This window comes from Thermus sediminis, assembly GCF_003426945.1.
Classification (GTDB): Bacteria; Deinococcota; Deinococci; order Deinococcales; family Thermaceae; genus Thermus; species Thermus sediminis.
In genome coordinates this window covers 1,905,358-1,932,247 of record NZ_QURO01000004.1, presented here as the reverse complement: position 1 = coordinate 1,932,247, position 26,890 = coordinate 1,905,358, and the positions used below count along the sequence as shown (strand labels likewise).

General features: G+C 68.6%; 27 protein-coding genes and 2 riboswitches. Of the genes, 10 read left to right on the top strand and 17 right to left on the bottom strand.

Features of this window, described 5'->3' with window-relative positions:
- Nucleotide 1 precedes the first annotated feature (1 nt).
- The 4 genes from ATI37_RS10995 to ATI37_RS10980 form a co-directional block, all read right to left on the bottom strand.
- Nucleotides 2–1,303, bottom strand: coding sequence for a TRAP transporter large permease (locus tag ATI37_RS10995; RefSeq protein ID WP_117238383.1), 1,302 nt, complete (start codon nt 1,301–1,303; stop codon nt 2–4).
- Nucleotides 1,300–1,785 (bottom strand): TRAP transporter small permease, encoded by a 486-nt coding sequence (locus tag ATI37_RS10990; protein ID WP_117238382.1) that lies wholly within the window; start codon nt 1,783–1,785, stop codon nt 1,300–1,302. The genes ATI37_RS10995 and ATI37_RS10990 overlap by 4 nt, the downstream gene beginning before the upstream one ends.
- A complete protein-coding gene (locus tag ATI37_RS10985) occupies nt 1,782–2,738 on the bottom strand; it encodes a TRAP transporter substrate-binding protein (RefSeq protein WP_117238381.1) in 957 nt (318 codons plus the stop codon). Before ATI37_RS10985 ends, ATI37_RS10990 begins: the two co-directional genes overlap by 4 nt.
- A 165-nt stretch (nt 2,739–2,903) precedes the next feature.
- Nucleotides 2,904–3,713 (bottom strand): cyclase family protein, encoded by an 810-nt coding sequence (locus ATI37_RS10980; RefSeq protein WP_117238380.1) that lies wholly within the window; start codon nt 3,711–3,713, stop codon nt 2,904–2,906.
- Between the two features lie 785 nt (nt 3,714–4,498).
- On the opposite strand from ATI37_RS10980, the gene ATI37_RS10975 reads away from it, so the two are divergent.
- From ATI37_RS10975 to ATI37_RS10955, 5 genes are read left to right on the top strand one after another with little or no spacing between them, the layout of a single operon-like run.
- A complete protein-coding gene (locus ATI37_RS10975; protein WP_117238379.1) occupies nt 4,499–5,491 on the top strand; it encodes a LacI family DNA-binding transcriptional regulator in 993 nt (330 codons plus the stop codon).
- Between the two features lie 51 nt (nt 5,492–5,542).
- Nucleotides 5,543–6,778 carry an ABC transporter substrate-binding protein gene (locus ATI37_RS10970; protein ID WP_117238378.1) on the top strand — a complete coding sequence of 412 codons (1,236 nt, stop codon included), beginning with the start codon at nt 5,543–5,545 and terminating at the stop codon, nt 6,776–6,778.
- A gap of 52 nt (nt 6,779–6,830) precedes the next feature.
- Nucleotides 6,831–7,934, top strand: coding sequence for a carbohydrate ABC transporter permease (locus ATI37_RS10965; protein WP_117238613.1), 1,104 nt, complete (start codon nt 6,831–6,833; stop codon nt 7,932–7,934).
- A complete protein-coding gene (locus ATI37_RS10960; protein WP_117238377.1) occupies nt 7,934–9,298 on the top strand; it encodes a carbohydrate ABC transporter permease in 1,365 nt (454 codons plus the stop codon). The genes ATI37_RS10965 and ATI37_RS10960 overlap by 1 nt, the downstream gene beginning before the upstream one ends.
- Before the next feature lie 3 nt (nt 9,299–9,301).
- Nucleotides 9,302–11,086 (top strand): MGH1-like glycoside hydrolase domain-containing protein, encoded by a 1,785-nt coding sequence (locus tag ATI37_RS10955; RefSeq protein WP_117238376.1) that lies wholly within the window; start codon nt 9,302–9,304, stop codon nt 11,084–11,086.
- On the opposite strand, the gene thiD is transcribed toward ATI37_RS10955, so the two are convergent.
- The 13 genes from thiD to ATI37_RS10890 all read right to left on the bottom strand — a co-directional run bounded on the left by thiD (nt 11,087) and on the right by ATI37_RS10890 (nt 22,182).
- Nucleotides 11,087–11,863, bottom strand: coding sequence for a bifunctional hydroxymethylpyrimidine kinase/phosphomethylpyrimidine kinase (gene thiD, locus ATI37_RS10950; RefSeq protein WP_117238375.1), 777 nt, complete (start codon nt 11,861–11,863; stop codon nt 11,087–11,089).
- Entirely contained in the window at nt 11,863–13,170 is a 1,308-nt protein-coding gene (gene thiC / locus ATI37_RS10945; RefSeq protein WP_117238374.1) for a phosphomethylpyrimidine synthase ThiC, read from the bottom strand. Before thiC ends, thiD begins: the two co-directional genes overlap by 1 nt.
- Nucleotides 13,167–14,096, bottom strand: a complete 930-nt coding sequence (locus ATI37_RS10940; protein ID WP_117238373.1) for an NAD(P)/FAD-dependent oxidoreductase — start codon at nt 14,094–14,096, stop codon at nt 13,167–13,169. Before ATI37_RS10940 ends, thiC begins: the two co-directional genes overlap by 4 nt.
- The gene (locus ATI37_RS10935) at nt 14,093–14,875 is read right to left on the bottom strand and encodes a thiazole synthase (RefSeq protein WP_117238372.1); all 783 of its coding nucleotides are present in this window, start codon (nt 14,873–14,875) and stop codon (nt 14,093–14,095) included. Before ATI37_RS10935 ends, ATI37_RS10940 begins: the two co-directional genes overlap by 4 nt.
- A complete protein-coding gene (gene thiS, locus ATI37_RS10930) occupies nt 14,876–15,070 on the bottom strand; it encodes a sulfur carrier protein ThiS (RefSeq protein ID WP_117238371.1) in 195 nt (64 codons plus the stop codon). It abuts the gene before it with no gap.
- Nucleotides 15,057–15,677: a thiamine phosphate synthase gene (thiE, locus tag ATI37_RS10925; protein ID WP_117238370.1), complete on the bottom strand. Its 621-nt coding sequence runs from the start codon at nt 15,675–15,677 to the stop codon at nt 15,057–15,059. Before thiE ends, thiS begins: the two co-directional genes overlap by 14 nt.
- Nucleotides 15,678–15,746: 69 nt before the next feature.
- Nucleotides 15,747–15,855: riboswitch (TPP riboswitch) on the bottom strand.
- A 52-nt stretch (nt 15,856–15,907) separates the two neighbouring features.
- Nucleotides 15,908–17,227: a cobyrinate a,c-diamide synthase gene (locus ATI37_RS10920; RefSeq protein ID WP_117238369.1), complete on the bottom strand. Its 1,320-nt coding sequence runs from the start codon at nt 17,225–17,227 to the stop codon at nt 15,908–15,910.
- Entirely contained in the window at nt 17,224–17,823 is a 600-nt protein-coding gene (locus ATI37_RS10915; RefSeq protein ID WP_117238368.1) for a protoglobin domain-containing protein, read from the bottom strand. The genes ATI37_RS10920 and ATI37_RS10915 overlap by 4 nt, the downstream gene beginning before the upstream one ends.
- 9 nt (nt 17,824–17,832) lie before the next feature.
- Complete coding sequence (cobO, locus tag ATI37_RS10910; RefSeq protein ID WP_117238367.1) at nt 17,833–18,396, bottom strand: cob(I)yrinic acid a,c-diamide adenosyltransferase; 564 nt, start codon at nt 18,394–18,396, stop codon at nt 17,833–17,835.
- Nucleotides 18,375–19,067 (bottom strand): adenosylcobinamide-GDP ribazoletransferase, encoded by a 693-nt coding sequence (locus ATI37_RS10905; RefSeq protein WP_117238366.1) that lies wholly within the window; start codon nt 19,065–19,067, stop codon nt 18,375–18,377. The genes cobO and ATI37_RS10905 overlap by 22 nt, the downstream gene beginning before the upstream one ends.
- A gap of 90 nt (nt 19,068–19,157) precedes the next feature.
- Nucleotides 19,158–20,840: a ribonucleoside-diphosphate reductase subunit alpha gene (locus tag ATI37_RS10900; RefSeq protein WP_117238365.1), complete on the bottom strand. Its 1,683-nt coding sequence runs from the start codon at nt 20,838–20,840 to the stop codon at nt 19,158–19,160.
- Between the two features lie 9 nt (nt 20,841–20,849).
- Nucleotides 20,850–21,821 (bottom strand): ribonucleotide-diphosphate reductase subunit beta, encoded by a 972-nt coding sequence (locus ATI37_RS10895; protein WP_117238364.1) that lies wholly within the window; start codon nt 21,819–21,821, stop codon nt 20,850–20,852.
- Nucleotides 21,805–22,182, bottom strand: a complete 378-nt coding sequence (locus tag ATI37_RS10890; RefSeq protein WP_198665583.1) for an acyl-CoA thioesterase — start codon at nt 22,180–22,182, stop codon at nt 21,805–21,807. Before ATI37_RS10890 ends, ATI37_RS10895 begins: the two co-directional genes overlap by 17 nt.
- A 113-nt stretch (nt 22,183–22,295) precedes the next feature.
- Nucleotides 22,296–22,439: riboswitch (adenosylcobalamin (AdoCbl) riboswitch) on the bottom strand.
- 290 nt (nt 22,440–22,729) lie between these two features.
- Between ATI37_RS10890 and ATI37_RS10885 the strand changes: the two genes are divergently transcribed.
- The 5 genes from ATI37_RS10885 (at nt 22,730) to ATI37_RS10865 (ending at nt 26,538) form a co-directional block, all read left to right on the top strand.
- Nucleotides 22,730–23,047: an antibiotic biosynthesis monooxygenase family protein gene (locus tag ATI37_RS10885; protein WP_117238362.1), complete on the top strand. Its 318-nt coding sequence runs from the start codon at nt 22,730–22,732 to the stop codon at nt 23,045–23,047.
- Nucleotides 23,040–23,672, top strand: a complete 633-nt coding sequence (locus tag ATI37_RS10880; protein WP_117238361.1) for a DUF3386 family protein — start codon at nt 23,040–23,042, stop codon at nt 23,670–23,672. The genes ATI37_RS10885 and ATI37_RS10880 overlap by 8 nt, the downstream gene beginning before the upstream one ends.
- Nucleotides 23,669–24,577 (top strand): heme/hemin ABC transporter substrate-binding protein, encoded by a 909-nt coding sequence (locus ATI37_RS10875; RefSeq protein WP_117238360.1) that lies wholly within the window; start codon nt 23,669–23,671, stop codon nt 24,575–24,577. The genes ATI37_RS10880 and ATI37_RS10875 overlap by 4 nt, the downstream gene beginning before the upstream one ends.
- Before the next feature lie 85 nt (nt 24,578–24,662).
- Entirely contained in the window at nt 24,663–25,694 is a 1,032-nt protein-coding gene (locus ATI37_RS10870; RefSeq protein ID WP_117238359.1) for a FecCD family ABC transporter permease, read from the top strand.
- Nucleotides 25,687–26,538, top strand: coding sequence for an ATP-binding cassette domain-containing protein (locus tag ATI37_RS10865; RefSeq protein WP_117238358.1), 852 nt, complete (start codon nt 25,687–25,689; stop codon nt 26,536–26,538). Before ATI37_RS10870 ends, ATI37_RS10865 begins: the two co-directional genes overlap by 8 nt.
- Nucleotides 26,539–26,890 lie beyond the last annotated feature (352 nt).

Genomic DNA, 26,890 nt, shown 5'->3' with positions numbered 1-26,890 from the left:
CCTACCCTCCCATCATGGTCCGGGGAAGCCAGGTAGCCAGGCCCGGGAAGGCCACCAGGAGGACCACCATGAGGAGGAGCACCCCCATGAAGGGAAGGCTGTAGCGGGCGATGCGGAAGAGGTCCTCCCCCGTGAGGGACTGGATGACGAAGAGGTTGAAACCCACGGGCGGGGTGATCTGGGCGAACTCCACCATGATCACGAGATAGATACCAAACCAAAGGGGATCCAGGCCGATAGCCTTGACTACGGGCAGGATAACGCTGATCGTGAGGACCACGATGGAGATCCCATCCAGGAACCACCCTAGGACGATGTAGACCAGGCTGAGAAAGAGGATGAAAAGGAGGGGGGTGATCCCCGACTCTGCCACCCAGGCCGCCAGGGCCCGGGGAATGCCCGTGAAGCCCATGGCCAAGGTGAGGACCCCTGCCCCCGCCAGGATCAGGCCGATCAGGCTAGTGGTGCGCACCGCTCCAAGGAGACTCTCCCGTAAGAGCTCCCTGTTGAACTCTCCTCTTAGGACGGTGAGGGCTAGGGCCCCGCTCACCCCGATGGCCGCCGCCTCGGTGGCGGTGGCCACGCCCAGGTAAATGGAACCCAGAACAAGGAGGATCAGGACAAGGACGGGGAGCACGGCACCAAGACCTCGGAAGACCTCGGCCAGGGGCGGGGCGGGCTCCCGGGGAAGCTCCTCCCGGCGGAAGAAGGCCAGAAAGGCCACGGTAAACATGAAGAGGAGGGCCAGAAGGGCCCCGGGCACCACCCCTGCTATGAAGAGCCGGGCCACGGACACCTCGGCCATGACCCCGTAGACGATCATGACCACGCTGGGGGGGATGAGGAAGCCCAAGGTGCCCGCTCCCGCCAAGGAGCCCAGGGCCAGGGGCTTGGGGTAGCCCCGCCTGAGGAGTTCGGGCAGGGTGAAGCGCCCCACGGTGGCGGTGGTGGCCGCCGAGGAGCCGATAACGGCGGCGAAGAGGGCGCTGGCCACCACGTTCACGTGGAGCAGGCCCCCGGGAAGCCGGGCGAGGAGGGGAGTAAGCCCCTGGAAGAGGCTTTGGGCCAAGCGGGAGCGGTAGAGGATCTCCCCCATCCAGACGAAGAGGGGCAGGGCGGCCAGGCTCCACCCGGAGGTGCTGGTCCAAAGGGCCGTGGCCACGTTGGGCCCAGGGGGAGCGGTGGTGAAGAGGGCGAGGCCGGCCAGGCCCACCAGGAGGAGGGCCAGGCCCACGTAGACCCCCAGGCCCAGGAGAAGGAACAGGAGGGCCACCAGAAGGAGGCCGATACCAAGGAGGCTCACGTCCTTCCTCCCCGGAAGGTCTTCAGAAGGGCCTCGAGGAGGGCCAGGGCGAAGACGCTAACCCCAAAGGCCACCACCGCCAGGGGAATCCATAGGGGCAGGGGGAGAAGCCCGGGGGCCAGGTCCCCATAGCGGAGGCTCTCCCCAACCCTGCCCCAGGCCTGGAGGGCAGCGTAGAGGGCAGCCAGGAGGCTGAGGAGGAGGCTAAGCCGCTCCACCAGAGCCCGAGATCCAGGAGGCAGCCTCTGCCAGAGGGCCACCACCCGCACATGCCCTCCGGCCCTCAGCGTGGGGGCGAGGCCCAGGAAGATGAGGCCCGCGGTGGCGAAGCCGGCAAGCTCCAGGGCCGAGGGCACTACGAACCCCAAGAACCTCCCCGCCACCTGGGCCAGGATCACGAGAAGGATGAAGAGCCCCAGGAGTACGGCCAGCCCATCGGCCAGGCGGTAGAGGGCCTCGAGGGCCCACCCTAGCACCCTCACCGCCCCAGGTACTGGCGGTAGACCCTAATCCCCGTGGCCCCCGCCTGCCGCTGCCACTCCAGGACCATAGCCTCCCCCACCCGCTTGAAATCAGCCATGAGCTGGGAGGACGGCTTCACCACCTGCATCCCCCGGCCCGCTAGGGTCTGCATGGCCCTGGTCTCCTGCTCCTGGGAAAGCCTCCAGCCCCTTTCCTCTGCCCGCCTCGCCGCCTGCAAGAGGGCTTCCCGGTCTTGGGGCGGGAGGCTCTCAAAGGCCCGGCGGCCGATGACCACCATGTTCTTGGGAATCCAGGCCTTGACGTCGTAGAAGTAGCGGGCGAAGTCCCAGGCCTGGCTGTCCACCCCGGTCACGGCCGAGGTCACCATGGCCTCCACAATCCCCGTGGCGAAGGCCTGGGGAATGTCGGCGGCCTCCACCTGGACCGGGGCCATGCCCAAGAGCTGCGCCATCCTAGCGGTAGCGGGGTTGTAAGCCCGGAAGCGGAGGCCCCTGAGGTCCTGGGCGGAGTCCACGGGCCGCCTGGTGTAAAGCCCTTGGGGCGGCCAAGGGACTGCGTAGAGGAAGACCACACCCCTTTGCGCCAGCCACCTCTCCACCTCCAGGCGCTGGGCCTGGTAGAGCCGCCAGGCCTCCTCATAGCTGGTGGCCACGAAGGGAATAGCGTCCAGGTTGAAGAGGGGGTTCTCGTTGGCCAGGAGGGACATGAGCACCTCCCCCATCTGCACCTGGCCGTTCCTCACCGCGGGCAGGATCTGGGGATGGGGGAAGAGGGAGCCCCCGGGGTGGACGGTGACCTTGAGCCTACCCCCCGTGGCCTCCTCCACCTCCTTGACGAACTGCTGGATGTTTTGGGTGTGGAAGTTGGCCGGGGGGTAGGGGGTGGCCATGTTCCAGGCCTGGGCCAAAGCGCCAAGGGTCAACCAACCGAGTCCCGCAAGAATTCGCCTCATCGCCGCACCTCCTTCATGCCTAATTGCTTCAAAGCCCGGCCCAGGAACTGAGTAGGTAGGCTTTAGGTCTATCCTGGCCCGGGCCACGTTGGGTACGAAACCTGTCTTCTCCTGAAACCGGGCGAAGAGCCCCCGCACCTCCTCGGAAAACCCCAAGCCAAGAGATCACCATACCGCCACAGCCCGCACCGGACCCCCGGAGGCTCCCTTGTGCTTGGGTCCACCCACGAAGATCAGGGCCCCAGAGGGGGGCACCTGGGCCAGGCCCGCCAGGTTCTCAAGCCCGTACTTCCCCGCGCCGAGGAGGGTGACGTGGGCCCTAAAGTCCCTGGAGGGGCCGAAGTCCAGGGAGAGGGTGTCCACCCCCACGCCCACGATCTCCCGCTCCCTCACCAAAAACTCCGCCGCCTCCGGAGAAAAGCCGGGGAAGTGCAGGATGCCGGAGGCATCCTGGTTGAGGAAGGCCTTGGGGTCCTTCCACCTAGCCTCCCAGCCCGAGTCCATGGCCACGAAGGCCCCCCTGGGCAGGCGGCCATAGGCCCTCTCGTAGGCCAGGATATCCTCCGCAGTGACCTGGGCGTCTGGGTCCCTAGCCGCCTTCTCACGGATGCGGATGATGGCCAGGGGAGCGATGAGGCTAGCCACGGGGAGCCTCTCCGCGGTGGGAGCCCCTTCCACGAAGTGGGCTGGGGCGTCCATGTGGGTGCCTGAGTGCTCCCAGAGGTCCAAGCGGTTGCCGTAATAGCCGTTTTGGCGCACGGTGACCAGGGTGGTGATCCGCATGGGCTCAGCCCCAGGGAAGAGGGGGATCTCCGGGGAGAGCTCGTGGGTAAGGTCGGCTGCCCGAGAGAAGGCCTTACCGGGAACCCTCGCCTGGGCCAGGGCCACCCCCGAAAAGGCCCCAAGGCCCGAGGCTAGGAAGGCCCTGCGGGAGAGGGAACGGGCCACCGTCTCCATCACCAAGGGCGCGCACATGGCTTACCTCCCTTTGCTGGACATTCTACCACCTACCGCATACTACCATTTGCCGCATAAGTTTGCAACCTTAGCCCCCTGTTGAACCCAACCTATCCACCAGTTTCCAGCAAAGGGATAAGTTTTTATGCAGGATACTTCCCTTCACCCACAAAGGCCCGATGCCCCTTTTGGAGCGGGGGTTGGCGGTTCATTTGGGGTAGGGGCCCCAAAGCGGACCCCAGGAGCACGGAAAGGCCGGCCCGCTCGCGCCACGCCCTCCTGGCCTCAGGCTCGGCCCACAAGAGCGACCGGGCGCGGTTTTGCCCCAAGGGGGACGCTTTGCCCTTGCCGGGTGGCCGGGGGTGAGGGAGGGAGCGGGGGTGCGGCACGCCATCCGGAGAGGGCGAGGGGACCGCCCTGAAGCCTGGCCGGGGGGGGAGGTGAGGCCCTTGGGGGCCTACTGCGGGCCAAGGGGTCTTGGGGGGCTACCGGGTGGACGTGGTGGGGGTTGGGGACCCAGACCCCGCGGCTTTTGGCCTTGGCCTGCACTGGGGATGGTGATGGGGGAGGCCCTGCGGGGAGTGGCGACGGGGAAAGGGGGGTCGGGCGGGGTAGGGGCGGGGGATTCTGGTCTCTTCCTCCCTCTTGGAGGCGCCTGGCCGCCTTCCCATAGCCCAACGGCGGGAGCTTGGCCATCTGGCGGTGCCGCTTGCTTCCACCGTAGCCCTTTGGAACAAGGGAAGCCCAGAAGGGCCACTTGACAGAAGGCGAGGGATAGGGTATGGTGTTCGTAAACGTTTACGATGGGCAGAAAAGCGCGCTACACCGTTAAAGAAATAGCCCAGCTAGCAAACGTTTCTGTAGGCACGGTCAGCCGCGCCTTGAACAACCGCCCGGGCGTGAGCCCAGAAACCCGGGCCCGCATCCTGGAACTGACCCGGAACCTGGGCTTCGCCCCTTCCCCGGCGGCCCGAGAACTGGTGGGGCGTTCCGCCACCGTGGGCCTCCTCCTGGCCCCCAGGGTGCGGCGGTACACCCCGTACTTCACCCTGCTCCTCGAGGCCCTGTCCGAGGCCCTGGCCAAGGAGGGCCTCAGGGTTAGGGAGGTGGCCACCGACTCCGTGGGCCTCCCCCGGGAGGAAGCCCTGGGGTACATCCTCCTCGGGGCCCACGACCACGACCCCAGGCTGGAGCACCTGAAGCGGGAAGGAAGGCCCTTTGTGCTCATCGGCGCCTACCCCGGGGTCTTCGCCGTGGCCCCGGAGGACGTGGACGGGGGCTACCAGGCCACCCGCCACCTCCTGGAGTTGGGGCACGAGCGCGTAGCCCACCTCACCGGCCACCTCCACCACCAGGCGGGCCGGGAGCGCCTCCTCGGCTACCGCAAGGCCCTGGAAGAGAAGGGGCTTAAGTTCCAGTCCGAGCTGGTCCTGGACGGGCAGTTTGAAGCCCTTGGGGCCTACCGGGCGGTGCGCCGGGCCTGGGAGGGGGGTCTGCGCTTCACCGCCCTCTTCGCCGCCTCCGACGAGATGGCCCTGGGGGCCAAGGCGGCCCTCGAGGACCTGGGCCTCCGCATCCCCTGGGACGTGAGCCTGGTGGGCTACGACGACCTACCCGAGGTGGGGCAGGACCTGACCACCGTGCACCAGGACATCCCCACCATCGCCGAGGAGGCCGTAGCCTTGCTGCACAAGGCCCTGGCAGGCGAGGCGCCCACGGGCAAGCGGGTCCCTGTGCGCCTGGTGGTACGGGGGACCACGGCCCCAAAGGAGGTGATAGCCAGGCAAAAACCCTAGGTCTTCGGCCATAGGTCCTTTGGTTTCTGGAACGCCAAGTGGAGGCAAACCATGCGCAAGATTCTTGCGACCATTCTGGTGTTTTTCGGGCTCTCCACCCTGGCCCAGACCCAGGTGCGCATCTCGGGCTGGGGCGGCCCTGATGTCGCCATCGTCACCGGGCTTCTCCGGGAGGTGGTGCAGCCCAGGCTGGACAGGGAGGGCATCCGGGTCATCTACGAGCCCATAGAAGGCGATTACACCCAGTGGCTCTTCAACGCCCTCTCTGCAGGCACGGCCCCCGACCTCTTCTACGTGGACATCTTCTGGTCGGAAAGCCTCTTCGCCACCGGCCGGGTGGAGCCCTTGGACCGCTACTTCAGCAGGCAGGAGATCGCCGAGTTTCTGCCCAACCTGGTCCAGGCCTTCACCTACGGGGGCAGGCTCTACGGCATCCCCAAGGACTTCAACACCCTGGCCCTCCAGTTCAACAGGGACCTCTTTGACGAGGCGGGGGTTAGGTACCCCAACCAGCAGGACACCTGGGAAACCTTTGAGGCCAAGCTCCGCCAGGTGCAGACCCGGCTGGGGGACGTCGCGGGGCTTTGTGTGGTAGCCGACGTCGCCCGCTTTGCCCCCTTTGCCTTCGCCACCGGCTGGAGGCCCTTTGATGACCGGGGGCACACCGTCTTGGACGGGAACTTCCGCCGGGCCTTTGAGTGGTACACCGGCCTGACCAGGCGGGGGGCAGCCCGCTTCGCCCAGGACCTGGGGGAGGGCTGGACTGGGGGATGCTTCGGCGGGGAGAAGGCGGCCACGGCCATAGAGGGGGCCTGGATCGCCGGCTTCCTCCGGGACCGGGCCCCGAACCTGAGGTACGGCACCACCTTCCTGCCCCTGGACCCCGTGACCCAGAGGCGGGGCAACTTCATCTTCACCGTGTCCTGGAGCATGAACGCCCAAAGCCGGAACAAGGAGGCGGCGGCCAGGGTCCTGAGGGCCCTCACCTCCCCGGAGGCCCAGCAGTGGGTCTTGGAGCGCGGCCTGGCCATCCCGAGCCGCAGGGCCCTGGCCCAAAACCCCTACTTCCAGCGCGCGGGCAGGGAGCCCGAGCTAAACCGCATCGTCTTCCAAGGCTCTGTGGCCCCGGGAGGGGTGGTCTATCCCTTCAAGTTCCGGGGTTTCGGCGGGGACTGGATGCGGCCCATCAACGAGGCCCTACAGGCGGTGATGACCGGGCAAAAGACCGTGGACCAGGCCCTGAGGGACGCCCAGGTAGCCCTGGACCGGCTCACGGGCAGGAGGTAGGGAGAACATGGGGGGGCGGGCCTCGCCCCCCTTTGCCCCTTTGGGAGCGCCCATGCGCCTGAATGCCCGCACCCTCGAGGGCCTCTACGCCCTCCTCCTCCTCCTTCCCTTCCTCTTCACCCTGGGGGTCTTCTTCCTCTACGCCTTCCTGCGCGCGGTCTACTTCAGCTTCACGGACTACGACCTCTTCTCCCCGCCCCAGTTCGTGGGCCTCGCCAACTACCTCCGCCTCCTGGAGGACCCCCTCTTCCTGAGGGCCCTCTGGCACACCCTGGCCTACAGCCTGGTGGTGACCGTCCTGCAGACCTTCTTCGCCCTCCTCCTGGCCACAGCCCTGAACCAGCCCCTAAGGGGGATCACCGCCTTCCGGACCGTCTACTACCTGCCCTCGGTGGTCTCCACCGCCGCCGCCAGCCTGCTCCTCCTCTGGCTCTTCCAGCGCACAGGCCTGGTGAACCAGGGGCTTTCCCTCCTCCTCGCCTACCTCCCCCACCTCCTGGCCCTGGCCCTGATCTTCGCCCTGGTCCAAGGAGGACAGGTGCTTTGGGAGAGGAGGAGGGGCGCCCCCACGGGGTTCTGGGACCCCGCCCTGGCCCTGATCAGCCTGCCCCTGGCCCTCCTCGGGGTCTACGCCCTGGGGTTTTTGGGCCTGGTCGGGCCCCGGGAGGTGCGGGTGGAGATCCCCTGGCTCCCCACCACGGCCACCTTCCTGGGCATCCCCTACCCCCTTTGGGCCATCATCCTCATGAACACCTACACCACCATCCCCACCTTCATGGTCCTCTTCCTGGCCGGCCTCAAGGGCATCCCCAAGACCCTCTACGAGGCAGCGGCCCTGGACGGGGCTACCCCTTGGACCATGTTCCGCCGCATCACCGTACCCCTCCTGCGGCCGGTCCTCTTCCTGGTGATCACCTTAGGCCTCATCGGCACCCTGCAGCTCTTTGACCAGGTGCTCTTCGTGGGCGGCTCGGGCGGGGCCCCCCTCGAGGCCACGGTCACCCTGGCCTACTACGTCTACGGCAACGTCTTCCCCTCGGGGGCCACGCCCCGGGTGGGCCTGGCCTCGGCAGCAGCCCTCTTCCTGGCGGGGCTCACCCTTCTCGTGGTCCTCCTGCAGCGCCGCCTCGGCGTGAGCGAGAGGGGGTGGGGGTAATGAGCCCCAAAGAGGCGGCAAGGAGGCGCTGGGCCCGGGTGGCCTGGGCCTACGGCCTTCTCCTCGCCTTCGGGGTCTTCTTCGTGGGACCTTTCCTCATGGGCTTTCTGGCTAGCCTCAAGACCAACCCCCTGGAGTGGCCCTTCAACCTGGGCTTCGCCCAGGTGAGCCCCAAGAACTGGGTAGCGGCCTGGCGCCTGGGGCGGGAGGGGGCTGGGGATCCTTGGCTTGGGGGGATGCGCCCGGGAAGGGAGGTGGCCTTGGAGGTGGCCTACTTCTGGCCCGAGGCCACGCCCCCGGAGCTTCAGGCTGTCATCCCTCGGCGCAGGCCGGGGGCGGGAATGGGGGCGGTGTTTGAGAGCCCCTACGCCGCGGATTACGTGCAACTCTTTGGCCCCGACCTTCTGGAAACGAGGCCCTTCCGGCTGGGGGAGGCCGAAGGCTACCTCTACCGCTACCGCTTGCAGATCGCCTACCAGGGGGAAGGCCCCTACCTGGAGCGGGTTCCCCTGGACCTCGAGGCCCCCCGGGGGGCCCTCCTGGTGGCGGCCACCCTGGACCCCATCCGCTTTGAGCGCCGGGGAAGGGTGGCCTCCTGGGACAACGTAGTCCCCGGCCTTTTGGGCTATACCTTCCACAACTACGTCCGGGCCTTTCGCGAAACCCGTAGCCTGGAAACGGGCCAAAGCCTCTTCCTGCGCTGGACCCTGAACTCCTTCCTCATCGCCTTCCTCAAGGTAACCACCACCCTGGTCTTCGCCTCCATGGCGGGGTACGCCCTGGCCCGGCTGCGCTTCCCGGGCAAGGAGGCCCTCTTCCTCTTCATGCTCTTCAGCATGATGGTGCCGGTCCAGGTCACGTTCATCTCCAACTACCTGGTCCTAAGGGACGGGATCTTCGGCCTCTCCAGGCTCTTTGGCGTGGAGACCCTCCTCAACACCTACACCGGGCTCATCCTCTCGGGGCTGGTGGGGGCCGGGGCCGTCTTCATCATGAAGCAGTTCTTTGAGTCCATCCCCAAGGAGGTGGAGGAGGCGGCCCTCATAGACGGGGCCACCCCCTTCCAGACCCTGTTCCGGGTGGTCCTGCCCATGGCCACCCCAGCCCTAGGGGCCGTGGCCATCCTCACCTTCCAAGGAGCCTGGAACGAGTTCTTCTGGCCCTTCATCGTCCTGACCACTCCCCGGGAGATCTACACCCTGCCCCTGGGCCTCCTCGCCTTCCGCAACGCCTACGGCCAGGTGGGGGACTGGGGGCTGATCCTGGCGGGGGGATTTTTGTCCATGATCCCCATCCTGATCCTCTTCGCCGTGTTCCAGCGCTACTTCGTGGAGGGGGTCAGCGTGGGGGCGGTCAAGGAGTGAGCCATGGTCCTTCCCCTCAAAGAAGACGACACCTATCTGGTCCTGAACGAGCGGGGCTTCGCTGAGGCGGGAGCGGAGGGGTTCTACCGGCACGACACCCGCTTCCTCTCCCGCTACCGCCTGGGGCTCCCCCCTGGCCTCGCCCTGCTGGAAAGCCGTTCCCCTAGGCCCGACCACCTGGTCCAGGACTGGGCCAGGTTCGGGGGGCCGGAGGGGGAACTTTACCTGAGGCGCACGCTGAGGGTGGCCCGGGGGCGGGTGGAGGAGGTCCTCCTCTTCCGCAACCTGGGCCGCGAAGCCCAGGAGGTGGCCGTGGTGGTGGAGGCGGTGCCCAGCTTCCAAGACCTGTTCCAGGCCCGCGGCTGGCACCCTTCCCCCCCTCCGGAAAGGGGGTTCGCCTACCGGGCCCCGGATGGGGTGGAGAAGCGGGTGGCCCTCTCCCCCTCCCCCCCGCCGGGCGGCCATCGGCTGGCCCTTCCCCCCAAGGAGGAGGGGGTCCTGGGCTGGACGGTGGCCCTGGAAAGCCCCCTCGGGACCCAAGGCGACCTCCCCAGCTACGAGGCCTTCCTAGCCGCTTTCCCCCAAGGGGAAGGCCCCTGGGCCCCGGTCCTGCGGCAGGCCCTCCTGGACCTGAGGGCCCTCCTCCTCGCCACCCCCGAGGGCCCCGTGCCCGCCGCGGGCATCCCTTGGTTCGTGGCCCCCTTCGGCCGGGACAGCCTCCTCACCGCCTTCATGCTCCTCCCTTGGGGAAAGGAGGTGGCCCGCGGGGTCCTCCGCTACCTGGCCAGGCGGCAGGGGGCGGCCCTAGACCCCCTTCGGGAGGAGGAGCCAGGGAAGATCCTCCACGAGGAACGCCTCGGGGAGCTCTCCCGCCTGGGCCATGTCCCCTTCGCCCGCTACTACGGCACCGTGGACGCCACCCCCCTTTTCGTAGTCCTCCTGGGGCGGTATCTGGACCTCATGGGGGACCTGGCCCTGGTGCAGGAGCTGAGGCCCCACTGGGAGGCGGCCCTGGGCTGGCTGGAGAGGGCTGACCTGGACGGGGACGGGCTCCTGGAGTTCGCCCCTAAGGGAGGAGGGCTCGCCGTCCAGTCCTGGAAGGACTCCCACGACTCCATGAGCCATAGGGACGGCCGCCTGGCCGAACCCCCTCTGGCGGTGAGCGAGGTCCAAGGCTACGCCTACGCCGCCCACCTGGTGGCGCGGGACTTCTACATGGCCCTAGGGGAGGAGGAGAAGGCCAGGAGGCACCAGAAGCGGGCGGAGGCACTCTTCCATCTCATCCAGGAGCGCTTCTGGATTCCCGAGCTGGGGACCTACGCTCTGGCCCTGGACCGGCACAAGGAGCCCCTGAGGGTGAAGGCCTCCGACGCCGGCCATCTCCTCTGGGCAGGGGCGGTACCCGAGGAGCAGGTGGGGGACCTTTTAGAAACCCTCCTCTCCGAGGAGATGTGGACGGGCTGGGGGTTGCGCACCCTGGGGAGGAGGGAGGCCCGCTACAACCCCCTCTCCTACCACAACGGCTCCGTCTGGCCCCACGACACCGCCCTCTTCGCCGGGGGGCTTTTCCGTTATGGCCGCAAGGAGCAGGGGGCGCAGGTAGCCCAGGCCCTCCTGGAGCTAGCCCAAAGCCAGCCCGATCTGCGCCTGCCCGAGCTCGTGGGGGGCTTCCCCAGGGAGGCAGGCCTACCCCCTGTGCCCTACCCCGTGGCCTGCCGCCCCCAGGCCTGGGACGCCGCGGCCGTGGTCTACCTCTACGCCCTGGTCCAGGGGGTGCGGGCCTGGTGATCAGGCCCCGTGGTTCAGGGGCCCGTGGCCGTGGCCCAAAGGGGGAGCGGTCATGAGGGCCCGGGTGAGGTAGGCCTTGGCCTCGGCCACGGCCTCCTCCAGGGGCTTCCCCAGGGCCAGGAGGGCGGCGATGGCGGCGGAGAGGGTGCACCCGGTGCCATGGGTGTTTCGGGTAGGGATGCGGGGAGCAGCGAAGCGCCTCAAGCTTCCCCTTGTGGCCAAGAGGTCCACGCTCTCCTCCCCCTCGAGGTGCCCCCCCTTGAGGAGGACGGCCCCGGGGCCCAGCGCCAGGAGGGCCAAGGCAGCCTCCTCCGCCTCCTCCAGGCCCCGGATGGGCCTACCCAAAAGGGCCTCGGCCTCCATGCGGTTCGGGGTGATGAGGGTAGCCAGGGGGAAAAGCCTTTCCACGAGGACAGAGACCGCGGAAGGGTCCAGGAGGGGGTCCCCGCTTTTGGCCACCATGACCGGGTCCACCACCAGGGGGGAGATCCCGTAGCGCTCCACCGCCTCCGCCACCTTGGCGATGATGGCGGCGCTCCCCAGGGCCCCGGTCTTGGCGGCGTGGACAGGGATGTCCTCCAGAATGGCGGCGATCTCCTCATAAACGAGCTCCGGGGGCAGGAGCTCCACCCGCCTGACCCCCAGGGTGTTCTGCACCGTGAGGAGGGTGGGGGCTGCCATCCCGTAGACCCCGAAGCGCTGGAAGGCCTTGAGGTCGGCCTGGAGCCCTGCTCCCCCGGAGGGGTCCGAGCCGGCGATGGTGAGGGCGGTCCGCATCATGCGAGGGGAAGCTCCATCCGGGCCCGCCCCTTGAGGACTGCCTCCACCAGGTTCATGGGGCAGAAGGGGCCGCACATGCTGCAGGCCTTGGTCCTAGACCCCCGCTCCTCCTTGAGGCGCCTCGCCTCCTCCGGGAAAAGGGAAAGGGCGAACTGGGCCTCCCAGTCCAGCTGGTAGCGGGCCAAGGACATCCTCCGGTTCCGCTCCAAAGCTCCCTTGTTCCCCCGGGCCACGTCGGCGGCGTGGGCGGCGATCTTGAAGGCGATGACCCCCGCCTTCACGTGCTCGGGGGTGGGCAGGCCCAGGTGCTCCGCCGGGGTGAGGTAGCAGAGCATATCGGCTCCCATCCACCCCGCCAGGGCCCCGCCGATGGCCCCGGCGATGTGGTCAAAGCCCGCCGCCGTGTCCACGGGGAGCATCCCCAGGATGTAGAAGGGGGCGTGCCCCGTGAGCTTCTTCTGGATCTGCACGTTGGCGGCCACCTCGTTCAGGGGGACGTGCCCCGGCCCCTCCACCATGGCCTGCACCCCCGCCCTCCTGGCCCTTTCCACCAGCTCGCCGATGGTGAGGAGCTCGGCGATCTGGGCCCGGTCGGTGCTGTCCGCCAGGGAGCCCGGGCGAAGGCCGTCCCCCAGGGAGAGGGTCAGGTCGTAGGTACGGGCGATCTCCAGGAGATCGTCAAAGCGGGCGTAGAGGGGGTTTTCCTCCCCCCGATGGAGCATCCAGGCGGCCATGAGCCCCCCGCCCCGGCTCACGATGCCCGTGGTGCGGGCGGCGTTCCGGTAAACCTCCAGGTTCTTCAGGGTTACCCCCACGTGGACGGTGATGTAGTCCACACCCTCCTTCCCGTGCTCCTCTATGACCCCGAAGAGCTCATCCGCGGACATGTCAAAGAAGTTCTTGCGCTTCGCCGCCCTAAACTCCGCCTCGTAGATGGGGACGGTGCCCAGGGGAACGGTGGCCACCTCGAGGACCCTCCTGCGGATCTCCTTGAGATCCCCTCCAGTGGAGAGGTCCATGAGGGTGTCCGCCCCATAGCGGATGGCCACCTTGGCCTTTTCCACCTCCTCCTCCACGTCCACGTAGTCGTAGGAGGTCCCCAGGTTGGCGTTCACCTTGACGGAAAGCCCCTCCCCGATCCCCTTGAAGTCCTTGAGGGTCTTGTGGTTGGGGTTCCGGGGGATCACGATCCGCCCCGCCGCCACCCCCTCCCGCACGAACTCGGGGGAAACCCCTTCCCTTTCGGCCACGTAGGCCATCTCCTCGGTGACAAGTCCCTTCTTTGCCGCTTCCAACTGCGTCATCCCTCCACCCCCAAAAGCCCAAGAAGCCTTTTTGCCGTCCACGGGGCCAGGAGGACCCCGTTCCGCCCGTGCCCCACCGCCGCATAAACCCCTCTCGCCACCTCCCCCACGAAGAGCTCCCCCAAGGGCCGGTAGCCCCAGAGGACCCCCCGGAAGGGGGCCCCTTCCAGGAGGGGAAAGCGCTCGTGGGCGTAGTCGGCAAGCCAACGGAGGCCGAAGAGGTCCACGCCCTCGGCCCAACCCTCCCGGCTCGTGGCCCCCACGTAGACCCCGCCCTCCCGGGAGAGGAGGTACCCGTCCCCGGCGAAGAGGGGGCCGGGCGGGGCCTCGCCCCTTAGGAGAAGGGCTTCCCCCTTCAGGGGGCGCACCCTGAGGCCAAACCGCCCGCCCCAGGCCCCCACGGCGAGGAGGACGAAGCGGGCCCGCACCTCCCCCTCCCGCCAGAAGACCCGCCCCTCCTCCACCCCCTCGGCTTCGGCCTGGACCAGCCCTACCCCCATCCCCCGGAGGGCGGCGAGGAGGGCCTCCCGGAGGGCCCTGGGGTTCACGTACCCCCCGGGGAAGCGCCTCGCCCCCTGCCCGCCCCGCACGGGGTACGGGAGGGGCTCTTGGGCAGCCCAAATCCCCTTCTCCTCCTCGCTCAGGGCCACCACGTGGGTGCCGGCAAAGCCCGCCTCCACCGGGAAGCCCTTCTCCTTGAGCTCGGCGAGGAGCTCCTGGTAGTAGTCCAGGCCGAAAAGCCCCGCCTCCAGAAGTTCCCCGGAAAGCCCCTCGGGGTAGGGGGCGAGCATCCCGGCGCTGGCCGGGGTGGCCGCTCCCTCCTTCCCCGCGTCCAGGAGGAGGACGGAAAGGCCCCGCCTAGCGAGCTCGTAGGCGGCCAGGGCCCCGATGATCCCTGCCCCCACCACGGCCACCTCGGCCCTCATCCCCCCCTCCCCAGGGGCACGCCCTCGGTGGGACTGGAAGGGCTCGCCCCCTCCCTGGGCCGCATGGGCCCCGCCAAAAAGGCCTTTCTCCCCGCCTCCACCCCCAGGCGGAAGGCCAGGGCCATGGCGGGGGGGTCCTCCGCCTCGGCGATGGCGGTGTTGACCAAGACAGCATCCAGCCCCATCTCCAAGACCTCGGCCGCGTGGGAGGGGAGGCCCAGGCCAGCGTCCACCACCACCGGGGGAAGGGAGGCCTTCTCCCGGGCGAAGAGCTCCAAAAGGGCCCTCGTCCTCACCCCCCAGCCCGAACCGATGGGGGCCGCCAGGGGCATGACCGTGGCCGTGCCCAGGGCGGCAAGCCTCCTCGCCAGGACCAGGTCCGGCCCCATGTAGGGGAGGACCAAAAAACCCTCCCCCAAGAGGACCTCCGCCGCCCTCAGGGTCTCCACGGGGTCGGGGAGGAGGTAGGTGGGGTCGGGGATCACCTCCAGCTTCACCCACCTCTCCCCGGTGAGGACCCGGCCCAGCCGGGCCAGGCGCACCGCCTCCTCCGCCGTCTTGGCCCCGGCGGTATTGGGGAGGAGGCGCACCCCCTCCAGGGCCTCCAGAAGCCCCACGTGCCCCGGGGCCTTTAGCTCCACCCGCCGCACGGACACGGTGACCACCTCGGCCTCCGCAGCGGCGATGGCCTCCCGCATCACCCCGAAGTCCCGGAACTTCCCCGAGCCCAGGATGAGGCGGCTTCTCAGTTCCACCTCCCCTACCTTCCAGGTGTCCATCTAGCCTCCTTGCATGAGGGAGACCACCTCCACCACGTCCCCTTCCTTCAGGACGTAGGGGGGTAGGTCCCGCCCGGGGAAGGCCTCCTCGTTGAGGAGGACGGCCACCCGCTCCAGGTCCACCCCAAGTTCCTCCAGAACGTCCCGGAGGGAACGGCCCTCGAGGGGCCTCGCCTCGCCGTTAAGCCACACCATAGAGCCTCTCCCTAAAGGCCTTGGCCGCCCCCTCGGGGTCAGGGGCGTCCAGGATGGCCCGCACCACCACGATCCGCCTGGCCCCGGCCTCCAGGACCTGGTCCAGGTTGGTGAGGTCAATCCCCCCGATGGCGAACCAGGGTCTATTCCCGAGGTTCTCCGCCGCCCAACGCACATAACCAAGCCCCGCCGCCTGCCTCCCGGGCTTCGTGGGGGTTTCCCAGACGGGCCCCACGGAGAGGTAGTCCGCCCCCTCCTCCAGAGCCCCTAGGGCCTGCTCCGGGGCGTGGGTGGAGCGGCCTATCAGGCCCCGGAAGAAGCGCCGGGCCTCCTTTGGGGTCAGGTCCCCCTGGCCCAGGTGGACCCCATCCGCCCCCAGGAGGGCCGCCAGGTCGGGCCGGTCGTTCAAGAAAAAGGGGACCCCGTAGTGCCGGGCCAGGGCCAGCATCCTCTCCCCCAGGTCCAGGGTGGGCCTTGCCTCCCAGTCCTTGGCCCGAAGCTGGAGGACCTCCACGCCCCCCGCCAGGGCCCGCTCGGTGCGGTCCAGGGTCTCCTCCCAGGACCAACCGGGCCTGGGAGTCACCACCAGGTAGAGCCTTCCCAGCAAGCTTCCACCTCCTCAGGCCGACGGGAAAGGCCCACGCGGCCCGAGGGGGGTTGGGTTTTGGGGGATTGGGGTCTTCCGCATAGGCTTCCCTCCGCCGGCATTACCCGGATCAGGTTCCAAGGGTTGCTGGGACCACCCAGCTCTCAGCCCCTCCCTTGGGGCACCCCCAGCCTGCAGGCTCCACTATACCCGAAGCGCGGAGGAGACGAGGGGGCTAGGCCACAAAGGGATCACCCTATCAGCACCTCGGCTTGGGCCAAAAACCTCTGGGCCGCGGCAGGCCTGGCGGGGAGATAGAGGTGGACGAAGCTGGCCAGGACCCGGCCGTCCGTCCACCCCTCCACCTCCCCTCCCCCCACCCGCCGCCAGGCGGGGCTTGGGGAGGCGGGAAGCCTGGCGTAGTGGAACTCGTGCCCCTTGAGGCGGTCCCCCCTCGCCGCCACGGGGTTGTCCCGTAGGGCCTCCACCTCCCGGTAGCCGAGGACGGGCTTCCCCCCCATGCGGGCCTCCCCTGGGGCCAGGCCCACCATGGGGAAGAGGCGCTCCCCCACCCAAAGCCCCTCGGAGAGGTACATGTACCCGCCGCACTCGGCGAGGATGGGCCCCCGGAAGCCCCGGATGGCCTCCCGCATGGCCTGGTTCTCCGAAAGCCCCTCGGCGAAGAGCTCGGGGTAGCCGCCCCCGAGGAGGAGGGCGTGGGCCTCGGGGAGGGCCTCGTCCGCCAGGGGGCTAAAGGGGACGAGCTCGGCCCCCAAGGCCGAGAGGAGCTCCAGGGCCTCGGGGTAGTAGAAGGAAAAGGCCCGGTCCCAGGCGTAGGCCACCCGCACCCGGGGCGGGCGCCTTTCCGGAAGGAAGGAGGGGGGCTCGGGGAGGGGCGGGGCCGCCTTTGCCAGGCGGAGGAGGGCCTCGAGGTCCCAAAAGCCCGCCCCCTCCAGGGCCCTTAGGGGAGGCTCCACCTCCCCCGCCAGCACCAGGCCCAGGTGGCGCTCGGGAAGCTCCAGGGCGGGGTCTTGGGGGAGCCAGCCCAGGAGGGGAAGGCCGTGGGCCTCCAGGGCCTCCCTCAGAATCGCCGCGTGCCGCTCGGAACCCACCCGGTTGGCCACCACCCCCACCACCTGCACCCCGGGGTCATGGCGGGCGAAGCCCAGGGCCAGGGGGGCGATGGAGCCCGCCATGCCCTTGGCGTCCACCACCAGGACCACCGGGGCCCCTAGGATCCGGGCCACCTGGGCGGTGGAGCCCACCCGCCCCAGGGGGTCCTTGCCGTCAAAGAGGCCCATGACCCCCTCTATGAGGGCTAGGTCCGCCCCCCTCATCCCGTGGGCAAAGAGGGCGAGGAGCCCCGCCTCGTCCAGGAAGAAGCCGTCCAGGTTGTAGGGCCTGAGGCCCGCCGCCCGCTCCAGGTGGGTGGGGTCTATGTAGTCCGGCCCCACCTTGAAGGGGCGCACCCTGAGGCCAAGCCCCCGGAGGCGGAGGAGGAGGGCCAAGGCCGCCGTGGTCTTCCCCGCTCCCGAGTGGGGGGCGGCGAGGAGGAGGCGGGGCGGGTTCACCGGGGGCTAAGCTCCCTTAGGAGGCGCTCCGCCTCCCCTTGGGCCAGGCGGCGAAACTCCTTGGGCTCCCTGCCGAAGGCCTCGGCCAGGGCCTCGAGGTAGGCGTCCAGGTACTCCTCGGAGATCAGGGCGGCCACGGTGAAGGCCAGCCGCCGCCAGGCCCCAGCGAGGGCTTCGGCTTCTTCCCGGGACAGGGCCTCGCGGGCCCTCCTTTCCACCTCCTCCGTGAGCCAGTTCCACATGCCCGCCATCATGGCGTTGGTCACCCCCCGCCGCACGTGGACCAGGCCTACCAGGGCCTGCCAGGCGAAGTACTGGCCGTTGAAGGGCCCCGCCAAGGTGCGGAGGTACCAGTCCCTCAGGGTCTTCTCCCGGAGGGGTCTCTCCCCTTCCCGGAAGATGGCCCGGGTGGGCGGGTGGGCGAAGAGGGTCTCGTAAAAGCCCTGGACCAGCTCCCCGGTGAGGCCCTCCAGAAAGCCCCGGTGCCGGGCCAGGACCTTGCCGTCCTCCACGGGCCGGAAGCGGGCCTGAGGGGGAAGCTGGCTCCAGATCTCCTGGGCGATGGCGTAGAAGCGGGCCAGGTTCTTGTCCGTCATACCCCCAGTCTAGTGCTCAATGCCCCTTTGCGCGGGAACCCCTAGGTCAAAGGCGTGCTTCACCTTGCGCATCTCCGTGACCGTGTCCGCAAGCTCCAGAAGGGCCTCGGGGGCCCCCCTCCCCGTGAGGACCACGTGGACGTGGGGGGGCTTGGCCCTCAGGGCGGAAAGGACCTCGTCCAGAGGAACCCAACCGTAGCGCAGGGGATAGGTGGCCTCGTCCAGGACCACCAGGTGGTAGGCCCCGGAGAGGATGGCCTCCTTGGCCCTCTGCCAGCCCTCCTGGGCCAGGCGGGCCGAGGCCAAAAGGTCCCGGCTCCTCCAGGTAAACCCGTCCCCCAGGCCCTCTATGGGGATGCCGAGCCTTTCCAGGGCCCGGTGCTCCCCAAAGCGGGCCCCCTGGTGCTTGAGGAACTGGAAGACCCGCACCCTTAGCCCCCGGCCGTGGGCCCTTAGGGCCAGGCCGAAGGCGGCGGTGCTCTTCCCCTTGCCGTCCCCGGTGTAGACGATGACGAGGCCCCGCCTCTCCCCCTTGGGCCTTTCGTAGGGCCTCACCCGCCTAGGGCTTTCCATAGGGCATAGCCTAACAGGCCGAAGAGCTCGGATAGGGCGATCATGGCCCCCAGCACGTCCCCCGTGAGCCCCCCAAGGCGGGAAAGGGCGAGCCGGGCCACGGCGAAGGCGGCGAGGAAGGCCAGAAGTGCGGGAAGGGGAAAGAGGAGGGGAAGGGGCAGGGCGAGGAGGAGGGGGGGAAGGAGGGGCCCGCCCTGCACCAGGGCCGCCATCCCCTCCCGGGCCAGGGGGTAGAGGCGGAGGAAGGGGAGGACGAGGAAGCGGGTAAAGCCCGGGAGCAGGAGGAGGAAAAGGGGCTCTGGGGAGAGGGCCAGGGCCTGCCACTTGAGGAGGAGGTAAAGCCCCCCCACCCCAAAGGCAAAGGCCCCCAGGTGGGGGTCCTTCAGGATAGCGAGGCGCCTCTCCCTGGGCTTGGCCCCAAGGAGGGCATCCGCCGTGTCCAGGAGGCCATCCAGGTGGAGGAAGCCGGTAAGGCCCAGCCAAAGGGCGAGGAGAAGCCCCCCGAGGAGCCCCGGGGGCAGGGGGAGGAGGGAGGCCAGGGCCAGGAGGCCCCCCAGGAGGTAGCCCACCAGGGGGAAGAGGGCCGCTCCCCGCCTCAGGTCCTCCGGGGAGAAGGCCCCTGGCACGGGAAAGGCGGTGAGGAGGGCGAGGGCGGCGAGGAAGGGGCGCAAGGCCTACTTGAGGCGCACGGCGGCGCCGCTTGCCGCCACCATGAGCATGGAGTTGCCGCTCCCCAGGACCTCGAGGACCATGGCCCCATTCTACCCCTCGCAGGCCCTGCACCCCAGGAGGAGGTCCCGGCTGTAGGCCTGGGCCACGCTCTGGCTCCACTGGTAGTAGAGGGACTTGAGGCCCAGGCGCCAGGCCTCCAGGTAGAGCTGGTTCACGTCCTTGAGGGGGGCCTCGGGGTGGATGAGGAGGTTCAGGGACTGGCCCTGGTCAATATAGCGCTGCCGGGCCGCCGCCTGGCGCAAGAGCTCCAGCTGGGAAACCTCGGCGAAGGTCTTGAAGACCGCCTTCTCCTCGTCCGTCAGGAAGTCCAGGTGCTGCACAGACCCGTTCCTCTCCAGGATGCTCCGCCAGACCCGCTCCTCGTCCTTGCCCTTCTGGCGGAGGAGCTCCTCCAGGAAGGGGTTCTTGAAGGGCACCTTGGCCTTCTGCAGGTCCTTGAGGTAGTAGTTGCTGGTGAAGGGCTCAATGGAGGGGGAAACCTGGCCCAGGATGAAGGAGCTGGACTTGGTGGGGGCGATGGCCAGGAGGGTGGCGTTCCGCCTTTCCTTAAGCTCCCCCACCCCCGCGAGCTCGTCCCCGGGGTGGCGCCGCCTAAGCCAGCGGGAGGCCTCCTCCGCCCGCTCCCGGATGGTCTTGAAGATCTCCAGGTTGAGGAGGTGGGCCTCGAGGCTCTCTAGGGGAACCATCTGGGACTGGAGGTAGCTGTACCACCCCAGGACCCCAAGCCCGATGGCCCGGTAGCGGCGGGCGAAGCGCACCGCCCGCTCCAGGTAGGGGATGCCCTCCGCCTTCTCTATGAAGTCGTCCAGGACGGAGTCCAGGAAGATCACCAGGGTCTCCACCGCATCCGTGTCCTTCCACTCCTCGTAGTGGAGGAGGTTGAGGGAGGAAAGACAGCACACAAAGCTCTCCTCGGGGGAGGAGGGGAGCATGATCTCCGTGCAGAGGTTGCTAGCCCAGATGCGCAGGCCTAGCTCCCGGAAGACCTGGGGCATGCCCCGGTGGGCGGCGTCCCGGAAGAAGAGGTAGGGGATCCCCGCCTCAAAGCGGGACTTGAGGATCTTGGCCCAGACCTCCCGCTTCCTCCCATCCCCCGCCACCATGGCCTCCATCCAACGGTCGGGGATGGACACCCCCCAGAAGAGGGACTGGACCTCGCTCCCCTCCCGCTGGATGCGGAACCACTCCTCCAGGTCCGGGTGCTCCACGTCCAGGTAGGCGGCGCACTGGCCCCTGCGGGTGGAGCCCTGGTTGAAGACCTCGATGACCCGGTCAAAGAGGCCGGCGAAGGCGTAGGAGCCGTTGCTCTCCCCGTTGTCCCGGATGGGGGCCCCCCGGGGGCGCAGGGCCCCCAGGTAGACGGAGGTCCCGCCCCCCTGCTTGCTCATCATCCCCACCTCGGCCACCGCCCGGAGGATGGAGGCGGTGTCGTCCTCCACGTAGGTCCCGTAGCAGGAGATGGGAAGGCCCCGCCGGAGGCCGTAGTTGGCCCAGACCGGGGTGGAGAGGGAGTAGTACCCCCGGGCCATGTACCTCTGGAACTTCTCGGAGAAACCAGGGATACCCGTGAGGGCCTCGGCCCGGTCCCCGATCTCCTTCACCCGGGCCTCCACCGTGACCCCGGGGAGGAGGTAACCCCGGGCCATGTAGACCCGGGTGTGCTCGTTGGCCCAGTACCAGGGTTCGTACCCTTTGCGCAAGGTAGCTTTCATGGATTCCTCCTAGAAGAGCTCTTCGGGATCAAAGGCCTTCACCCTCCTGGCGTAGGCCACACTGCGCTTGTTGAAGAAGTCCACGTCTTTGTCCGAAAGAAGTTCCAGGGCAAACCACTCCACGTCCCGCAGGAGGTCCTGGCGCACCCGGAAGGGCGGGGGAAGCCCGTGGAGGGCCAGAACCTGGTTGTACCGGTCCTTGACGAACTCCAAAACCTCCTCCCCCCGAACCCAAGGCACATCCCCCCTGGCGAAGATCCAGTCCAAAAGGGCCTCTTCGGCGCGAAAAAGCCCTTCTGCTGCCCGGAGGGCCTCCTCGGCAAACCCCTCCCCGAAGACCTCGGGCCGCTCCTCCTTGAGGAGGCGGAGGAGCTCTACCCCGAAAAGCCCGTGGATGTTCTCCTCTTTGCTGGTGGCCTCCACCGCGTTGGCGATGCCCTTGAAGCGGTTGCCGCGGCGGTTTAGGGCCATAAGGGCGTAGAACTGGGAGAAGAGGGAGATGTGCTCCACGAAGGCGGAGAAGAGGAGGAGGGAAAGGGCGTACTCCCCTAGGGAGGCGTTCCTGGAACGGGCCAGGACCCCCTCCAGGGCCCCCGCCCGTTCCCTTAGGGGAGGAGCCTCTTCCAGGTACCGGCTGAACAGATCCCCCAGGCCCAGGAGGTCCAAGAGGTGGGCGTAGGCGTTGGCGTGGCGCACCTCGCTCTCGGCGAAGGTCATGCCCACCTCGGCCACCTCGGGCTTGGGGAAGCGCTCGTACAGGCGGGCCCAGAAGAGCTTCACAGAGAGCTCCACCTGGGCGATGGCGAGGAGGGAGCGCTCCACCAGGCCCCGCACCGGGGGATCGGAGAGGGCGTAGTCCTGGACATCGGCGCTGTAGCTGAACTCGGTGTGGACCCAGTAGCTGTGGCGGATGGCGTCCCGGAAGCGCAGAAGCCCCGGGTACTCGTAAGGGCGGTAGGCCCGCCTAGGCTCCGTGAGCATCCCCCACCTCCAGGGGCGGCACCGGGGCAGGTCTTCCCGCCTCGTCCAGGGCTACGAGGACGAAACCCCCCTTGGCCGCCAAATAGGAAGCCTCCCTCTCGGAGACCGGCTCCACCCACATCTCCACCTCCACCCGCATGGAGGTGCGCCCCACCCCCACCACCCGGGCCACCAGCTCCACGATGGAGCCTAGGGGGACAGGGCGCTTGAAGTCCACTGCGTCCGCGTGCACCGTCACCACCTTCCTCTTGGCGTGGCGGGTAGCGGCCACGAAGGCCGCCTGGTCCATCCAGGCCAGGACCGTGCCGCCGAAGAGCGTTCCGTAGTGGTTGGTCTCCCCAGGGAATACGGGGTAGACCATGCGCGTTTCCCGCACACAAACCTCCTTAAGGGGCAAAGCGCCTCTCCTAAGCCAAAGGCCGAAGGCCTAACGCCGCTTGTTGGGGAAGCTTGGTCCTAAGGTCCCACAGGCATCACCACCTTCACCCTTGCCTCGAGGGCTACGGGGCAGGACCGCGAGGCGGGTACTCGGGCTTCCGGCCTGGGGCCGGTTACCGTTGCGGGACAGCGCCGGACTCTCACCGGACTTCCCCCGCCGCCAGAGGCGTCCAGGCCTGTCGGCCTGGCCCCGCGGCCAGGACACCCCAGGTCTTGGGCGTCCTGGGGGTGAGGCTACAACCCCTTGGGGCCACCTGTCAACGCCCCCCCTCCCCCCCGCCAACCTAGTGCCTGGGCTGGGGAAGCGGACCGGCAAAACCCCCAGGGCCCCCAGGTGGCCCCAGGCAGGGATGGGGGGCTTGGTCCTCCGCGAAAGTGGGACTAGTTATCCCTCTCAATCTTGTAAAATCCGACCGGGATACTTGACATTTTTGCCCCCCTGCCCTACCCTGGGGTCCAGGAGGTGAGGGGTGTTCGTGACCATGAACCGCATCCCCGTCAGGCCGGAGTACCGGGAGAGCTTTGAGGAGGCCTTCCGCCAAAGGGCCCGCCTGGTGGACCAGGCGCCGGGGTTCCTGCGCAACCTGGTCCTTAGGCCCAAGGACCCCGGGGACCCCTACATCGTCCTGACCTTCTGGGAGAGCGAGGCCGCCTTCCTGGCCTGGACCCAAAGCCCCGCCTTCCGCGAGGGGCACGCCAGGGGCACCCTCCCCAAGGAGGCCTTCCTCGGGCCCAGCCGGCTGGAGGCTTTCACCGCCATTCTGGACTCGGAGGTGCAGGATGCCTAAGCCACCCCCGGAGGCGCCCCCCGCCTGGGCCCTCCTCAGGGAAGCCCGGGAGCGCATCTACACCCTTCCCCCGGACTTCCCTGGCTTCCGGGCCAGGCTGGCCTTCCACTGGCAGGGTATCTGGCAGTGGGGCGAGGTGGCGGCTTGGGGCTTCGCCCCAGAGGTGCACCTCACGGCCAACGCCAAATCCTTGGCTGAGAGGGAACTGGCTTCCCTCTTGGGCCACCGTCGCCCCATCCCCTTTGACCAGGGGGAGGGAAGGTGGCCCATGCGGCTTGTGGAGGAGGGGCCCTTGGGGGCGCGGATCGCCCTGGAGGATCCCTTCCGTTCGCAGCTTTGGGTTAGGAATGGGCGCATCGCCCTCATCCAGCGGCACCTGGATGGGGAGATCCTCCGCATCCACCTGCTCTCTTGGAGAGAAACCGATGACGGGCGGCTTCTGCCCCACCGCTTCCTCCGCGTCCACCAAGACCTCCGGGGACGGGTTTGCCGGGTGGGAGTTTACCGGGACGAGTACGCCTTGGTGGGCCCCTACTGGCTGCCCAGGGAGCGGGAGGTGGTGGCGGAGGGGGAAGGCCTAGACAGCCTAGTCCTGCGTATGGAGGAAATGGAGGTGCGAGGATGAAGCGCAAGGCTTTCGGACTTTTGGCGGCCTTGGCCACCTTGGCCTGGGCCCAACCCTACCGGGTGGTGGACGCCACGGGCAGGGAGGTGGTGGTGCCTTCCACGCAGCGCATCGTCAGTCTGGACGGCATCACCACGGAGATCCTCTTCGCCGTGGGGGTTGGGGACCAGGTGGTGGGGCGGGACGACTCCAGCTACTACCCCCCGGAGGTGCTCCAGCGGCCCAGTGTGGGCTACCAGTTCCGCCTTTCCGCCGAAGGGATCCTCTCCTTACGACCCACCTTAGTCATCGGCCGGGAGGACGTCCGACCACCCCAGGTGGTGGAGCAACTCAGGGCTACGGGGGTGAGCGTGGTCCTGGTTCCCACCGAGCCCACCGTCCAGGGGGCCAAGGCCAAGATCCGCGTGGTGGCCCAGGCCGTGGGCCGGGGAACCCGGGGGGAGGAGCTCGTGCGGAGGTTGGAGCGGGACCTCCTAGCCCTCGAGGCCTTCAAGGCCCAGCAGGCCCCCAAGGGCAAGTTGCGAGCCCTTTTCCTCTACATGCGGGGTCCCCAGACGCTCTTCGTATGCGGGGAGGGGGCTACGCCCGTGGGCATGATGATCCTAGCAGGCTTGGAAAACGCGGCCAAGGGAATCCGGGAGTGCCGGCCTATGACCCCAGAAAGCGTGGTGGCGGCGAGGCCAGACGTCATCGTCACCTTCAAGAAGGGCCTGGATTCCGTTGGGGGCCTTTCGGGTCTCCTTCGCCTCCCTGGGATCGCGCAAACCCCTGCAGGGCAGAGAGGGAAGGTGGTGGCCATGGACGACCTCTACCTGGGCTCCTTCGGCCCCAGGGCAGGCAAGGCGGCCCTAGACCTGTTCCGGGCCGCTTACCTTCAGGAGGGATTTGTGGAGGTGGCACCGTGAGGTCCTACCTCAAAGGCATCCTCTTGCCCTTCCTCTTGGGCAAGCCTGCGCCCGAGGGGCTAGAAGCCGTCTTCAAGGCAATCCAATGACCTCAGCTACCGTACCCCACCACCTTCAGCGTTACCGCAAGGCCCTTTTCTTCTTGGCCTTGCTCCTGCCCTTGGCCTTGCTCCTCGGCCTAGCCCTGGGCGCCTATCCCCTTCCCCCCTTGGCCATCCCCCAGATCCTCCTCCGCGGGGAGGGGGTGGAGTACCAAGTCCTCACGGTCCTCCGCCTACCAAGGGTCCTGGGAGCAGCCCTGGTGGGGGGCCTGCTGGCCCTCGCCGGGGCGGTGCTCCAGGGACTCTTCCGCAACCCCCTAGTGGACCCCGGCCTCATCGGGGTTACCTCCGGAGCCGCTCTGGGGGCGGCTATCTTTATCGTTCTCCTCCCCGGTGCCGGCCCCTTGGAGGTCTACGCCCTCCCCCTCTTTGCCTTCTTGGGGGGGCTTCTGGCCACCCAGGTCCTGTGGCGGATCGCGCGCACACCCCTGGGCACGCAGGTGCTCGTCCTACTCCTTTCGGGCATCGCCCTTAACGCCCTGGTGGGGGCGGCCATCGGCCTCCTCACCTTCCTGGCCACAGAGGAGCAGCTCCGGAGCCTCACCTTCTGGACCCTCGGGGGGTTCTCCGCCGTCACCTGGGCAGTCCTACTCTCAGGCCTCCCCCTGGCCTTCCTAGCCCTGGGCCTCCTCCTCCCCCTGGCCCGTTCCCTCAACGCTCTGGCCCTTGGGGAACGGGAGGCCTTCCACCTGGGGACGGAGCTAGAGACCTTCAAGCGGCGGGCCGTGGCCGGGGCGGCCCTGGGGGTGGGTGTGGCGGTGGCCTTGGCGGGGGGTGTGGGGTTTATCGGCCTGGTGGCCCCCCACCTCTTCCGCCTCCTGGCGGGGCCGGACCACCGCTACCTCCTGCCGGGGGCCGCCCTCCTGGGGGCTACCTTGGCCGTCCTCGCCGACCTCTTGGCCAGAACCGTGGCAGCCCCTGCGGAGGTACCCGTAGGCGTGGTGACAGCCCTCCTGGGCGGTCCCTTTTTTCTCTACCTGGTCCTGCGGTACAAGCGGGAGGTGTACCGTGCTTGAGGCCCAAGGCGTCGGCTATCTGGCCGGGGGGCGCTGGATCCTGAGGAGAGTGGACCTGGCCCTGGGGGAGGGCGAGTTTTTGGCGGTCCTGGGGCCCAACGGCAGCGGCAAGACCACCCTGCTCCGCATCCTGGCAGGGGAGCTGGCCCCCAGCGAGGGGGAGGTGCGCCTCTTCGGGAAACCCCTCCCTGCCTATACCCCTGAGGCCCTAGCCCGCAGACGGGCCGTCCTTTCGCAAAGCCGCCAGCTGAGCTTTCCCTTCACCGCCTACGAGGTGGCCTTCCTGGGCCGGCTCCCCCACATCCGGGGGAGGGAGACCCCGGAGGACCACCGGAAGACCCTCGAGGCCCTGGAGCAGGCTCAGGCCCGTGGCCTCGGCGAGCGCCTCTTCCCAAGCCTATCTGGAGGAGAGGCCATGCGGGTGGAGGCCGCCCGGCTCCTCAGCCAGGAACCCCGGCTCCTCCTCTTGGACGAGCCCACCAACCACCTGGACCCGCGGTATGCCCTAGAGCTCCTCCTCCTCTTCCGGGCCCTGACCCTGGAGGGCAAGGGGGTGGTGGCCGTACTGCACGACCTGAACCTGGCCGGCCTCTTTGCAGACCGTGTGCTCCTCCTGGAAGGGGGGACGGCGCGGGCCTTCGGACCGCCGGAAGCGGTCCTGAGACCCGAGGTCCTGGAACCCGTCTACGGGGTGGCCTTTACCGCCGCGGCCCGGGGGGAGGGACCGCCCTTGCTCTTCCCCACGCCCAAGGCCCCCCGGTCGGCGTCCTCCCCTAAGGGCCTGCCCCTGGGGCCAACCCCTCCCCCGCCCCAGACCCCCGAAAGCGAGGGACGCGGGCGCTGAACCGGGCATCCGCAGCCCTCCTTCTCCCAGCTAGCCGGGGGAGGGGGCAAAACGGGTAGGAGATCCGTGCGGACGCCCACGAGAAGGGGGTTTCAGGCGAGGGGACCTGGGGCCTAGGCCATGGGGGCTTTCGCCTTCCTGGGCCAGAGTAGGAATTCCAGCCTAGGCTAGGAGCCCCTCCTTTCCAACATCCTCCCACCGGAGGGGTCTACTCTGGGGGCGCCTCGGGCGCACGGCCAGTTTGGGGTTCAAGGTGGAAAGCCCGGGCAGGAGCTCTTCCGCTTGGGCCATTTCGCCCGGCGGGCCAGGGCCACCGGGCCTACCCAGGGTGAATCCGCTGCGGGCCGAGGAG